We start from the raw sequence: 13,171 nt of genomic DNA, 5'->3' as shown, positions 1-13,171 counted from the left end.
CACGCCGCTGTTCGGCCCTGGTCAGGCCTCGATCACACCGTTATGGTGCCCGGCATGCCCACAGCAGGCGGCCCGACAGTCAAACGGCTGTCCCAGCCGGACGCCGACATCAAACCCAAAGCCCTCGGCCTGCCCCGAGGTCGAACGGTGATCTCGGTCTTCGGCTCCACCCAAGACATCGAGACGGATCTCGCCGCGAAGTTGTTGCCGGTGCTGAGATCCGTCGTCGTGACCGCGGCCCGCAACGGCGCCGTGTTCGTCACCGAAGGCACCGACCGAGGCGTTGTCCACTTGCTGGGCATGGCTTTGCAGGCGTGCGAACAGCGCTGGCCCGTCGTGATCGGCGTCGCGCCGAGCAGCAAGGTCCACGACCTCACCGAGAGCTCCACCAACGGTCAGGTCGCGCTGGAACCCCACCACAGCGTCGCCGTCATCGTCCCCGGTTCGGAGTGGACGGACGCGACCCCGGTGCTGTTCCGCACGATCGACGCCGTGCGCCACAAGAAGCCCGTCGTCGCGCTCGTTGTCGGCGGCGAGAACGAACGCGAGGTGATCGACCACCTCAGCGGCGACAACCCGTTGCTGGTGCTCGCCGGCACGGGCGGGCTCGCCGACCGCATCGCGACCGGTGACCTCACCGGCGACCTCGCGGTGCTGGTGCGCAGCGGCAAGATCTTCATCATCCACGTGGACGAGGGCGCCGGTAAGGCCGTCACCGCCCTGGAACGGTTGCTGGGCAAGGAGAAGCCCGTCAAGCCGCCGAGGATCTGGCCCAAGGTCCGGTACAAGGCCCCCGAAGCGCGGCCGTTGGTCGACCCCGGTTTCGTCGTCGCGTACCCGACGCTCGCCGACGCCATCCACGACGCGAACCAGGTCGTCGCGCCGACGTTCCAGGAACTCGACGCCGAAGCCGACGTCGAGCAGAACCGCTACCGGCTCACGGCCGTGCTCGCCATCGCGGGCGGCCTGACGACGACGGTGTTCGCCGCGTTGCAGATCTGGCTGAAGGACACGCCATGGCCCGGCGTGCTCGTCGTGGCGGGCGGCGCGTTCGCCGCGGCCATCACGATCGTCGCGCGCAAGCGCGAGTCGCTCGACAAGTACCTCACCGCGCGCTCCCGGGCGGAACGCTTGCGCGCCTTGTACTTCGCGCACCTCGCGTCCGTCGCTCCAGCCTCCGTTGAGGAGCGTCAGGACAAGGTCGCCGATCTGGAAGCCGCGGTCAGCAACCGCAAGCACGAGGTGGTCAGGACATGAGCGACAAGCTGCGCCAAGCCCAGTTCGTGGATGCCTATCTGCGCCACCGCTTCCAGGACCGGCTCGACCACTTCGAACGGGCCCGCAAGCGCTACTCCCGCGCTCGCACGTGGACGGTCGCGATCGCCGCCGCGCTCTTCATCGCCGCTGCCGCGGCCGCCGCCGTGGGGATGGCGGACGGGCCACGCCGGGCCATGTGGGGTTTCGTGGCAACGGTTCTGGCCGCCGCGGCCACCGCCGTGTCGCTCTACGAGGCCACCTTCGGCTTCCGTCGCCTGGCGCGGGAGAGCGCCACCACTTCCGTTGCGCTGCAACGGCTTGCGGTGGACGGTCCCACGCCGGACGACGTGGACGACGAACGGCTGGTCGCATTCGTGACCGAAGTGGAGTCGGTGCTGAGGTACGGCCGGTAGCGCGAAAATCTGGCAACAAACGCACGAAGTCCGTTCCAGGAAAACGCTTCCACGATTTGTACGCTGCGTGGGTGACCGATTACGGTAAGCACGGGTTCTGGTGTTTTGGTCACCCAGTTGTCATGATGGCCACATCCCCCGATGCGGAAGCAGGCACGACATGACTTGGGCGCGTCCCGCGATCGCCGAGCCCGAAACCGGCACGTTTGCCGAGGCCAAGGCTCTGGAGAAGGAGCACAGCACGATTCAGAACAGCAAGGCGGCCCGCACCGTGGCCTGTCACGCCACGGACGCGCTCGACTGCGCCGACCTGCTGGAGATGCTCGGCCTCAGCGCCACGGAGGGCAAGGTCCGGGTGTAACCCCGGTGCTGGATCCACCACTCGGCTACCAGCAGATTCACCACGAACGACAGCCAGTTCGCGGTGGCGAAGATCAGCAGCCCGTCCCCGTCGGGAAGCAGAGCGCCGAGAGCAAGACCCCATAGGCGACCCGTCACGGCGGCGCCGGTGAGTGCGAAACCGCGGATCATCCAGATGCGGTGTTCGCCGAACTGGCGCCGCCGTGCCGTTTTCAGGCCGTACACGGCCGTCGCGAACCACAGCACCGACAACACCGTCAGTGGTGCCGAAGAAGCCAGGCCGGCCAGTGACAGCTGCGCGCACACCACGCCGAGAACCGACGACGGCAGCACGGCCCCGAAGTAGACGCGCCCCATGAGCCGGTGCACCTTCGGGTGACGGGCCCGCAGCCGCGGCCAGAACTGCGATACACCCGCCAGGACGGCGACCGTTCCGGTGAAGATGTGCGCGACTAGAAGGCCGTAGTGGACCGCGCCGTGCAGCGGCGGCCGCGCCTGTTCCATGTCCAGCGTGACGTACGCGCTCGCCGCGAAGATCGTTATCGCCACGCAGGCGAATCCTGACACCGCCAACCAGGCGGTGTACCCCCACGAAGTTTTCATACTCGTAAGGCTGTCAACGGTTTCACTCGAACGCGCTGGGGTCGGCCCCCGAGCAAGCGGTGGGGTGCGCCCTACTGGGATGATGTGACTCATGCGGACGGTCGAGATCTCCGAAGAGCCGATCAGGCTAGGACAGTTCCTCAAGCTGGCGCAGCTGGCCGAGGACGGCGGGCACGCCAAAGAGCTCGTGGAGGACGGGGAAGTCCACGTCAACGGCTCTGTGGAGGTGCGTCGCGGGGCACAGTTGAGGCACGGTGACGTTGTGGTCGTCAACGGTGACGAAGTGCGCATTTCCGTTCGGCCGTAGCGCATTACTCCGTTCAGCGGTAAGTGCATGCACAATCACAGTCGATCAGACTAGGGCCTGAAGGCCTGTTCTGAACGAACACCTCGCGACATACGTAACCTTTATGTCCCTTGTGGACATCTGAAAACGCGTTACGTCGCTTTGGTTTCCAGGTGGTGAGACGCGCGTCACGTCCGGTATTCGGACTTCGGGGAAACTTTTTTCCAGGGTCTGTAACGCCGATCCCGGTACGCGCGAATCACCGGTTGCGAGCTTCGGCTGCCGATCTACTTCGGCGGCGTCGACGAAGATCGCGGAGTCCGAAGAATCAAGGTCCTCGGGGTGACCTGTGCACGTGCACGTCCGGAATCGCCGCTGAGCCGGGGAGATCAGAACGATGAGTGAGCAGGTCCGCGCCACCCGTGACGTCGACGGGTTGCGCTCCACGCTCAACACGCTGTCGGAACGCAGACAGACCCACCCACCCGTAGCGCGTTGGGAAAGTCGTTACCGCTATGCCGTGATCACCGCCGATGTGCTGACCGTTGCCCTGGTCGTCATCGCCGTCGGTGCCGTCATGAGCATGCGGCACACCGCTTTCGGTCCGCTTTCCCTCGCATTGCTAGACATACTCACAGTAGTTCTTGTCGTCGGCTCGCTCGCGATCAACCGCGTGTGGCAGCCGGCGGTGCTCGGCCAGGGAGCCGAGGAGTTCCGAAGACTCGGCCGGGGTTTGTTCGGCGCCGTCGTGGCGCTCGGCCTCGGAGCGCTCGCCGTCGACATCCCCGGCGCCCGCCTGTGGATCTTCGTAGTAGTCCCCGCGATCGCCCTGGTCGCGTTCCCCATGCGCTACCTCCTGCGCCGCCCGCTGCACCGCGGCCGCAGTGAAGGACGTTTCCTGCTCTCGGTCCTCGCCGCGGGAAACCTGGACACCGTCGAGGACCTCATCCACCGCACCAAGCGCGTCGCCCACCTCGGCTGGCGCGTGGACGCGATCTGCACGATCGACGGCCGCGGCCGCTCCGGCACCGACGTCGACGGCGTGCCCGTCGTCGGCCAGCTGCGCGAGCTCGCCGAGCACGTCCGCCGCGGTGGGTACCGCATCGTCGCCGTCACGCCCGACGCCTACTGGACACCTCGCCGTCTCCAGCAGCTCGCGTGGGCACTCGAAGGTTCCGGTGCCGAAATGGTCGTTTCGCCCGGACTCATGGAGGTCGCCGGCCCGCGACTGCACATGAGCGCCGTGCTCGGCATGCCACTGCTCCGCGTGAGCGAACCGGCACTGAGCGGATTCCGCCGACTGGTCAAGGAAGTCGTGGACCGTGTGGGAGCGTTCCTCCTCCTCGTCCTGTTGGCACCGCTGATGTTCGCCGTCGCCGCGTTCGTGATGATCGACAGCCGGGGACCCGTGTTCTACCGCCAGAAGCGGGTCGGCAAGACCGGTGTGCCGTTCACGATCATCAAGTTCCGCACGATGGTGACCAACGCCGACGCGTTGCGCGCCAAGCTCGCCGCTGTCGACGAAGGCAACGGCGTGCTGTTCAAGATGAAGAAGGACCCGCGCATCACCAAGGTCGGCACGTTCCTGCGCCGCTACTCGATCGACGAGCTGCCGCAGCTGTTCAACGTCCTCGCGGGCAGCATGTCGCTCGTCGGGCCGCGCCCGCCGCTGCCGGAGGAGACCGCGAAGTACTCCTCGGACGTGCGGCGCCGACTGCTGGTGAAGCCAGGACTGACGGGTCTGTGGCAGGTGAGCGGACGCAGCGATCTCTCGTGGGAGGAGTCGGTGCGCCTCGACCTGCGCTACGTCGAGGACTGGTCGCTCGCCCTCGACCTCGTGATCATGTGGAAGACCTTCCGCGCCGTCTTCGGCGGCCAGGGGGCTTACTGATGGGGAATCAAGACGTGATTGGCCTTGCTGTCATCGGAGCCGGGTACTGGGGGCCGAACCTCGTTCGCAACGCCCAGGCCACCCCGGCGCTGCGCCTGCGTTACCTGTGCGACCTCGACGTCGAGAAGGCTCAGCGGGTGCTGGGGGAGTACTCGACTGTCCGCGCGACCGCCTCGCTCGACGAGGTGCTCGCCGACCCCGAGGTGCACGCCGTCGCGATCGCCACGCCCGCGGCGACGCACCTGCCGGTCGCCCTCGCGGCTCTCGAGGCCGGCAAGCACGTGCTCGTGGAGAAGCCGCTCGCGGCCAACTTCGAGGACGGCCTGAAGCTCGTCGAGACCGCCGAACAGCGCGGCCTCACGCTGATGCTGGACCACACCTTCGCGTACACGTCGTCGGTGCAGCACCTGCGCAAGATCATCCGCGGTGGCGAGATCGGTGACATCCAGTACATCGACTCGGTGCGCATCAACCTCGGTCTGGTGCAGCCCGACGTCGACGTGCTGTGGGACCTCGCCCCGCACGACCTGTCGATCTTCGAGGCGATCCTGCCGGACGACGTCGTCCCGGTGGAGGTCGCGGCTCACGGCTCCGACCCGATCGGCGCGGGCGTCGCGTGCGTCGGCCACCTGACCGTGCGGCTGTCCAACGGGGCGATCACGCACGTGCACGTGAACTGGCTGTCGCCCACCAAGATCCGCACGATGGTCATCGGCGGTTCGCAGCGCACGGTCGTGTGGGACGACAACAACCCGGCGCAGCGACTGTCCATTTACGACCGCGGCGTCGAGCACTCGAAGGAACAGCAGACGATCTCCTACCGCACGGGCGACATGGTCGCGCCGGCGTTGCTGGAGCGCGAGGCGCTGCGCACGATGATGGCGGAGTTCGCCGCGTCCATCACCGAGAAGCGCGCCCCGCTGACCGACGGCCGCGCGGGTCTGCGCGTGCTCGCCGTCCTGGAGGCCGCGTCGGAGTCACTGCGCTCCGGTGGGGTTTTCGTTCCCGTTCAACAAGTTGAAGGCAGGGTTTCCTGATGTCGGCACAACCGATCACCGGTCAGCGCGCGCTCGTCACGGGCGGCGCCGGCACGATCGGCTCCTCGGTCGTGGACCAGCTCGTCGAGGCCGGCGCGGCCGAGGTCGTCGTGCTGGACAACTTCGTGCGCGGCCGCCGGGAGAACCTGGCCTCCGCGCTGGAGTCCGGTGTCGTCCGCATCGTCGAGGGCGACATCAACGACAAGGCGCTGGTGCGCGAGCTGACCGAGGGCATGGACCTCGTCTTCCACCTCGCCGCCATCCGCATCACCCAGTGCGCCGAGGAACCGCGCCTGGCGCTGGAGTGCCTCGTCGACGGCACGTTCACGATCCTGGAGGCCGCCGCGGCCGCCGGCGTGAAGAAGGTCATCGCGTCGTCGTCGGCGTCGATCTACGGCCTCGCGGAGTCGTTCCCCACGAACGAACGGCACCACCCGTACAACAACGACACCTTCTACGGCGCCGCGAAGGCGTTCAACGAAGGCATGTTGCGCAGCTTCAAGGCCATGTACGACCTCGACTACGTGGCGCTGCGCTACTTCAACGTGTACGGCCCGCGGATGGACGTCCACGGTCTGTACACCGAGGTGCTCATCCGCTGGATGGAGCGCATCGTCGACGGCAAGTCGCCGCTCATCTTCGGCGACGGCGCCCAGACGATGGACTTCGTGCACGTGCACGACATCGCCCGCGCCAACATCCTCGCGGCCAAGGCGCCGGTCACGGACACGGTGTACAACATCGCGTCCTCCCAGGAGACCTCGCTCAAGGAACTCGCCCTCGCGTTGCTCGCGGCGATGGACTCCGACCTGCCCCTGGAGCACGGCCCCGAGCGGAAGGTGAACGGCGTGACGCGCCGGCTCGCCGACATCAGCCTCGCGGCCACCGAACTCGGGTGGAAGCCCGAGATCGAGATGGACGGCGGACTGCGCGACCTCGTCGCGTGGTGGCGGGCCGAGAAGGCCGCCGCCGACAAGGCCGCCGAGAACGCCTGAACCAGCAACAACAACACGCAGGACCGTGGTCGCGGTGGCCTTTCGGAGGCCGCCGCGATCGCACCGCAGGACCCGCACGCTCGTTCGCGTGCACCAAGAAGCCGCACGTTCGTTCGTGCGCCCCAAGACCGCGGGCGCGGCCGACACCCCCAGGTCCGCCGCGTCCGCACCCACCTCCGCGGTCGCCGCTCTGCTCCACCCGCCGTCGAGCAGAGCGGCGGCCGCGGACACCTACTCCGCCAACGAAGAGGTAGAGCTTTGATCCCGGTGATGCGGCCGTTGCTCGGCGAAGAAGAGGCGCTCGCCGCCGCCGAGGCCGTCCGGTCCGGCTGGGTGGCGCAGGGTCCCCGAGTCCGCGAGTTCGAAGAAGCCTTCGCCGCGTCCGTCGGCGCGCAGCACGGCGTCGCGGTGTCGTCGTGCACCACGGGTCTGCACCTCGCCGTGCACCTGCTCGGCATCGGCGCCGGCGACGAGGTCGTCGTGCCGTCGCTGAGTTTCATCGCCACGGCCAACTCCGTGCGCTACACCGGCGCGACCCCCGTCTTCGCCGACGTCGAGGTCGAGACCGGCAACCTCAGCGCGTCCACTGTGGAGTCCGTGCTGACCGACCGGACCCGCGCGGTCATGGTCGTGCACCAGGCCGGGGTGCCCGCCGACGTCGACGCCATCAAGGCGTTGTGCGAACCGCGCGGCATCGCGGTGATCGAGGACGCGGCGTGTGCCGCGGGCTCGACGTACAAGGGCAAGCCGGTCGGCACGAACGCCACGGTCGCCGCCTGGTCGTTCCACCCCCGCAAGCTCCTCACCACCGGTGAGGGCGGCATGGTCACCGTCGACGACGCCGAGTGGGCCACGCGGCTCAAGCGCCTGCGGGAACACGGCATGAGCGTGTCTGCGGCCGACCGCCACCACGGTGGCAGCGCCGTCATCGAGCAGTACCTGGAGACGGCGTTCAACTACCGCATGACGGACATCCAGGCCGCGGTCGGACTGGTGCAGCTGTCCAAACTGGACGCGATCATCGCCCGTCGCCGTGAGTTGGCGGCCCGTTACCACGAGCTGCTCGCCGAAACGGGCATCGAGACCGTTCGTGACCCTGAGTACGGAACGACCAACTACCAGTCGTTCTGGGTCTGGCTGCCGGAAGGCGCGGACCGCCAGGAAGTGCTTGCGGGCCTTGCGGAACGCGGCGTGAGCGCACGGCGCGGAATCATGGCGTCACACCTCGAACCCGCCTACGAGGGACATCCCGCCACGAACCTCCCGGTGACGGAGGCGTTCACCAGCCGGACGCTGATCCTGCCGCTGTTCCACGACATGACCGAGTCCGAACAGGACACCGTCGTGTCAGCGTTGTCGGAAACTCTCCACACATCCCAACTGACCGTGCGTGGTTGAAAGATAAAGATTCAACCTTCACTGGAACATTTTTGTGTTGACACGTAACAGTTTTAGTCAGATCGCCGACGTTCGGAGTAGCAGCCCTGTGCTGTCCAGCGTAGCGCGTGGATCACACACGGTAACTCCGTCCGAGAGGTGAAACCCAATGGTGGCTCAGCAGTCGCGTCTCGTGCGGGTGCTTGTGATCACGGCATTAATCGCATCCACGATGTTCGTGCTCGGGGTCTTCAACCCCGGCAAGGCCAACGCCGCTCCGTGTGACATCCCCGTCACCAACAAGGTCGCCTGTGAGAACACGCAGACCGGCGCGGACGACTGGCAGGCCCAGTACCGGGACGACACGATCCTCGGGTACACGACGGACATCAGCTACAACGTGGGCCAGACCGTCAGCTTCAAGATGCTGACGTCGGCCTCGTCCTACAAGCTCGACATCTACCGGATGGGTTGGTACAACGGCAAGGGCGCCCGCTACATGGGCACGGTCCAGCGCAACACCCCGCAGAACCAGCCACCATGTCTGCGGGAAGAAGCGAGCGCGCTGATCGACTGCGGCAACTGGGCCGTCTCCCTCACCTGGAACATCCCGTCCACCGCGGTGTCCGGCATCTACTACGTGCGCATGACGCGCAACGACACCGGCGCCGAGAACGAGATGGCGTTCGTCGTCCGCGACGACAGCTCGCAGTCGAAGATCTTCTTCCAGACCTCCGACGCCACCTGGGTCGCCTACAACCGCTACGGCGGCAACAGCCTCTACTTCGGTGACGGCCCCGGCCAGGGCGGTTCCTCGTACAAGGTCAGCTACAACCGCCCGTACACCGGCGGCGACGGCGACGAGAACTTCATCTTCAACGCCGAGTACCCGATGCTCCGGTTCCTGGAGCGCAACGGGTACGACATGAGCTACACGACCGACGTCGACTCCGCACGCCGCGGGCACCTCATCAAGAACCACAAGGTGTTCATGGCGGTCGGCCACGACGAGTACTGGTCGAACGAGCAGTGGAACAACGTGATGGCCGCCCGTGACGCGGGCGTGCACATGGCGTTCCTGACCGGCAACGAGATCTTCTGGAAGACCAAGTGGGACAAGAGCATGGACTCGTCCCAGACGGACTGGCGGACCATCGTCTGCTACAAGGAGACCAAGGGCGCCCAGAACGACGGCACGAACACCTGGACCGGCACCTGGCGAGACCCGAGGTACAGCCCACCGCAAGACGGCGGCAGACCCGAGAACGCCCTGCTCGGCAACATGTTCACCGTCAACGGCCGGCGGGACGACTCGCTCCAGGTCCCGGCCGCGTACGGCAAGATGCGGCTCTGGCGCAACACCGACCTGGTGAACCTCGCCGCCGGCACCACGTACACGTTCCAGCCCGGCACGCTGGGCTACGAGTGGAACACCGTCTACGACAACGGCTTCCAGCCCGCCGGTGTCGCGCAGATGTCGCGCACCACGGTGAACCTCGACGGCTACTACGCGCTGAAGAACTACGGCGACGAGTACGGCTCCAGCACTGAAACGCACGCCATCACCTACTACCGGGCACCGTCCGGGTCGCTGGTGTTCGGAGCGGGCACGGTGCAGTGGGCGTGGGGCGTGGACGACGAGCACGCGTTCCTCACCAACACCCCGACGTCGGACAAGCGGATCAAGCAGGCCACGGTCAACTTCCTCGCGGACATGGGCGTGCAGCCCTACCAGCTGTGGGCCGCCGACCAGCTGACGATCTCCGGCGCCATCAACGACAACGCGGCACCGGGCGTGCAGATCACGACGCTCCCGGCGCAGTCGACGGTCGGCCAGCCCTACACCTTCGGCGGCACGGTGATCGACGCCGCCGGCAAGGTCGCGGGCGTCGAGGTCTCCACCGACGGCGGCACCCGCTGGCACTACGCCACCTGGCAGGCCGGACAAACGTCGTGGAGCTACACGTACACGCCGAACCAGTCCGGCACGGCACAGCTCAGGGTCCGCGCGGTCGACGACTCGCTGAACCTGTCGACGCCGGTCAGCGCGACCCCGAACGTCACCGCGAAGACCTGCCCGTGCGGCATGTTCGCGGGCAACGAGGTCCCGAAGGTCACCTCCGCCGACGACAGCTCGCAGCTCGAGCTCGGCGTGAAGTGGCGTGCCGCGAGCAACGGCTACGTCCGCGGCGTCAAGTTCTACAAGGGCACCGGCAACACCGGCACGCACACCGGCAGCCTGTGGAACTCGAACGGTGACCTGCTGGCCACCGGCACGTTCACCAACGAGAGCCCGACGGGATGGCAGACGCTGCTCTTCCCGCAGCCGGTCGCGGTGAACGCCAACACCACCTACATCGTCAGCTACTACACGCCGACCGGGCACTTCGCGTACGACACCGGCGGTTTCTACCAGCAGCAGGCGTACATGCAGCCGATCACCGGCCTGCAGTCCGGTGTGGACGGACCGAACGGCGTCTTCCGCTTCGGCGCCGGCTTCCCGAACCAGACGTTCGACCACACCAACTACTGGGTCGACGTGGTGTGGGCGACGGACCCCGGTCCTGACACCCGCGCGCCGATCCAGAGCGCGATGTCCCCGGTGACCAACGCCGGTTCCGTCGCGCTGAACACCACGGTGTCCGGCACGTTCGACGAGAACGTGACCCTCGCCTCGGCCCAGGTCACGGTGACGGGCCCGAGCGGTGCGGTCACCGGCACCAAGGCGATCTCCAACGACGCCCGCACGATCACGTTCACCCCGTCGGCACCCCTGGCGGCGGCCACGTCCTACACCGTCACGATGAGGGCGGCGGACGCGGCCGGAAACCTGTCCACGCAGTCGAACTGGACGTTCACGACAGGCTCGCCGCGCCCGGCGACCTGCCCGTGCACCGTCTGGGACGACTTCGCCGCACCGGCCGTGATCGACTCCGGTGACACCAGCGCGGTCGAACTCGGCACCAAGGTCCGGTTCGACGGCAAGGGCGAGGTCCTCGGCGTCCGCTTCTACAAGGGCAGCGGCAACACCGGCACGCACACCGGCAGCCTCTGGACCTCCACGGGTCTGCTGCTCGCGACCGGCACGTTCACGGCCGAGACCACGTCCGGCTGGCAGAAGCTGATGTTCAGCTCGCCGGTCCAGGTCCAGGCCAACACGACGTACGTGGTGTCCTACAACGCACCCGGCGGCCGGTACTCGGTCTCCTCCGGCTACTTCAACGGCCAGGAGGCGAGCTACCAGTCCCTGCACGCGCTGCAGAACGGCGTGGACGGCGGCAACGGCGTCTACAAGTACGGCAACGGTTTCCCGAACAACTCGTACAACGCCACGAACTACTGGGTCGACGTCATCTACCGCAACGGCCTCAACGGCGACACCACGCCGCCGACGATCACGAGCCGCACGCCGGCCGTGAACGCGACGAACGTGGGTCTCCAGAGCGCCCTCACGGCGACGTTCAGCGAGCCGGTCGACCCCGCGTCGGCGCAGATCTGGCTGAAGGACCCCAAGGGAGCCAAGCTCTCCGGCACGATCTCGCTCTCGGGTGACCAGAAGACGGTCACCTGGACGCCGACCGGAAAGCTCGTCCCCGGCACGCAGTACCAGGCGCACGTGGGCATCGCGGACGTCAACGGCATCGCGATGCCGGCGGCCGCGGAGTGGAACTTCACGACCACGACGACACCGACCTGCCCGTGCTCGCTGTTCAGCACGGCGACGGTGCCGGACGAGACGTCCGCGGACGACTCGGGTGCCTACGAACTCGGCGTGCGGATCACCCCGACCCAGTCGGGCCAGATCACCGGCGTCCGCTTCTACAAGGGCACCGGCAACACCGGCACGCACACGGGCTCGCTGTGGAACGCCAACGGCACGCGCCTCGCCACGGGCACCTTCACGGGTGAGACCGCGACCGGCTGGCAGACCCTGACGTTCTCGCAGCCGGTGATCGTCAGCGCCGGCCAGACCTACACCGCCTCGTACACGACGACCACCGGGCACTACGCGGTGAACGCCGGGTACTTCGGCACGGGTCCGGTCAACGCCGGTCCGCTGTCGGCCCCGCAGGAGACCAACGGCGTGTTCGTGCCCGGCAGCGGGTTCCCGACCATGACCTACGGCTCCGGCAACTACTGGGTCGACGTGGTCTACCAGCCCAACGCCGACAACACGGCCCCGGTGGCGCAGTCGCACACGCCGCTGACGGGTGCGACGGGCGTGGCGCTCAACTCCACGGTCACCGTGTCGTTCGACGAGCCGGTGGACCTCAACTCGGCGCAGTTCGACGTCACCGACCCCGGTGGCGCGAAGATCGCCGGCACGAGGGCGTTGTCGCCGGACAGCCGGATGATCACCTTCACCCCGGCGGCGAGGTTCGCGGCGTCCACCGCGTACTCGGTGAGCGTCAAGGCCGCGGACAACTTCGGCAACATGATGGCCAACCCGGTCACGTGGTCGTTCACCACGGCGACGACGCAGACCTGCCCGTGCTCGCTGTTCAGCGCCGCTACCGTCCCGACGGTAACTTCGGCTGATGACAACGGCGCGTACGAGCTGGGCGTCAAGTTCACGTCCGCCACCAACGGGCAGATCACCGGCGTGAAGTTCTACAAGGGAGCGGGCAACACCGGTACGCACACCGGTTCGCTCTGGTCCGCGGACGGCCAACGCCTCGCCACCGGCACGTTCTCGAACGAGACCGAGTCCGGCTGGCAGACGCTGACCTTCAGCTCGCCGGTGTCGATCACGGCGAACACCGAGTACACGGCCTCGTACACGACCACCACGGGGCACTACGCGGTCAACGCGGGCTACTTCGGCACGGTGACCTCACCGCCGCTGACCGCCTCGCCGTCGGCCGGTGTGTTCACCGCCGGGTCCGGGTTCCCGACCTCGACCTACAACGGTGGCAACTACTGGGTGGATGTGGTTTTCCAGTGATGCAGAA

Annotated in this window: 10 protein-coding genes; 9 read left to right on the top strand and 1 reads right to left on the bottom strand. The window is 67.3% G+C overall.

All coding sequences use genetic code 11. The annotated features are described in order from the left end of the window. Positions 1-54 precede the first annotated feature (54 nt). Complete coding sequence (locus JNUCC0626_RS19025; protein WP_394621104.1) at positions 55-1,257, top strand: DUF4231 domain-containing protein; 1,203 nt, start codon at positions 55-57, stop codon at positions 1,255-1,257. Beyond that, a complete protein-coding gene (locus JNUCC0626_RS19020; protein ID WP_394621103.1) occupies positions 1,254-1,670 on the top strand; it encodes an SLATT domain-containing protein in 417 nt (138 codons plus the stop codon). The genes JNUCC0626_RS19025 and JNUCC0626_RS19020 overlap by 4 nt, the downstream gene beginning before the upstream one ends. 279 nt (positions 1,671-1,949) lie before the next feature. Here the strand turns inward: JNUCC0626_RS19020 and JNUCC0626_RS19015 are convergent, their stop codons facing one another. Next, a complete protein-coding gene (locus JNUCC0626_RS19015; protein ID WP_394621102.1) occupies positions 1,950-2,579 on the bottom strand; it encodes a DUF2306 domain-containing protein in 630 nt (209 codons plus the stop codon). A gap of 145 nt (positions 2,580-2,724) precedes the next feature. Here JNUCC0626_RS19015 and JNUCC0626_RS19010 point away from each other — a divergent pair, with 145 nt between their 5' ends. The 7 genes from JNUCC0626_RS19010 (at position 2,725) to JNUCC0626_RS18980 (ending at position 13,164) form a co-directional block, all read left to right on the top strand. Further along, on the top strand, positions 2,725-2,940 hold the full coding sequence (locus tag JNUCC0626_RS19010; protein WP_394621101.1) for an RNA-binding S4 domain-containing protein: 216 nt from the start codon (positions 2,725-2,727) through the stop codon (positions 2,938-2,940). 376 nt (positions 2,941-3,316) lie between these two features. After that, the gene (locus JNUCC0626_RS19005) at positions 3,317-4,810 is read left to right on the top strand and encodes a sugar transferase (RefSeq protein ID WP_394621100.1); all 1,494 of its coding nucleotides are present in this window, start codon (positions 3,317-3,319) and stop codon (positions 4,808-4,810) included. Between the two features lie 14 nt (positions 4,811-4,824). Continuing rightward, positions 4,825-5,847 (top strand): Gfo/Idh/MocA family protein, encoded by a 1,023-nt coding sequence (locus JNUCC0626_RS19000; protein ID WP_394621099.1) that lies wholly within the window; start codon positions 4,825-4,827, stop codon positions 5,845-5,847. Next, complete coding sequence (locus JNUCC0626_RS18995; protein WP_394621098.1) at positions 5,847-6,842, top strand: NAD-dependent epimerase/dehydratase family protein; 996 nt, start codon at positions 5,847-5,849, stop codon at positions 6,840-6,842. Before JNUCC0626_RS19000 ends, JNUCC0626_RS18995 begins: the two co-directional genes overlap by 1 nt. Before the next feature lie 88 nt (positions 6,843-6,930). Next, positions 6,931-7,104: a hypothetical protein gene (locus JNUCC0626_RS18990; RefSeq protein ID WP_394621097.1), complete on the top strand. Its 174-nt coding sequence runs from the start codon at positions 6,931-6,933 to the stop codon at positions 7,102-7,104. 5 nt (positions 7,105-7,109) lie between these two features. Then, entirely contained in the window at positions 7,110-8,240 is a 1,131-nt protein-coding gene (locus JNUCC0626_RS18985; protein WP_394622061.1) for a DegT/DnrJ/EryC1/StrS family aminotransferase, read from the top strand. Between the two features lie 148 nt (positions 8,241-8,388). Next, on the top strand, positions 8,389-13,164 hold the full coding sequence (locus JNUCC0626_RS18980; RefSeq protein ID WP_394621096.1) for a DUF4082 domain-containing protein: 4,776 nt from the start codon (positions 8,389-8,391) through the stop codon (positions 13,162-13,164). Positions 13,165-13,171 lie beyond the last annotated feature (7 nt).

It is taken from the genome of Lentzea sp. JNUCC 0626, from assembly GCF_043632865.1.
Classification (GTDB): Bacteria; Actinomycetota; Actinomycetes; order Mycobacteriales; family Pseudonocardiaceae; genus Lentzea.
The sequence above is the reverse complement of the archived record's forward strand: the minus strand, read 5'-3'. Positions and strand labels throughout refer to the sequence as shown.

Bases quoted from the DNA above. Each gene is read 5' to 3' on its own strand.
- JNUCC0626_RS18980 (WP_394621096.1), top strand. From the start codon at position 8,389: ATGGTGGCTCAGCAGTCGCGTCTCGTGCGGGTGCTTGTGATCACGGCA.
- JNUCC0626_RS18995 (WP_394621098.1), top strand. From the start codon at position 5,847: ATGTCGGCACAACCGATCACCGGTCAGCGCGCGCTCGTCACGGGCGGC.
- JNUCC0626_RS19020 (WP_394621103.1), top strand. From the start codon at position 1,254: ATGAGCGACAAGCTGCGCCAAGCCCAGTTCGTGGATGCCTATCTGCGC.
- JNUCC0626_RS19005 (WP_394621100.1), top strand. From the start codon at position 3,317: ATGAGTGAGCAGGTCCGCGCCACCCGTGACGTCGACGGGTTGCGCTCC.
- JNUCC0626_RS19025 (WP_394621104.1), top strand. From the start codon at position 55: ATGCCCACAGCAGGCGGCCCGACAGTCAAACGGCTGTCCCAGCCGGAC.
- JNUCC0626_RS19010 (WP_394621101.1), top strand. From the start codon at position 2,725: ATGCGGACGGTCGAGATCTCCGAAGAGCCGATCAGGCTAGGACAGTTC.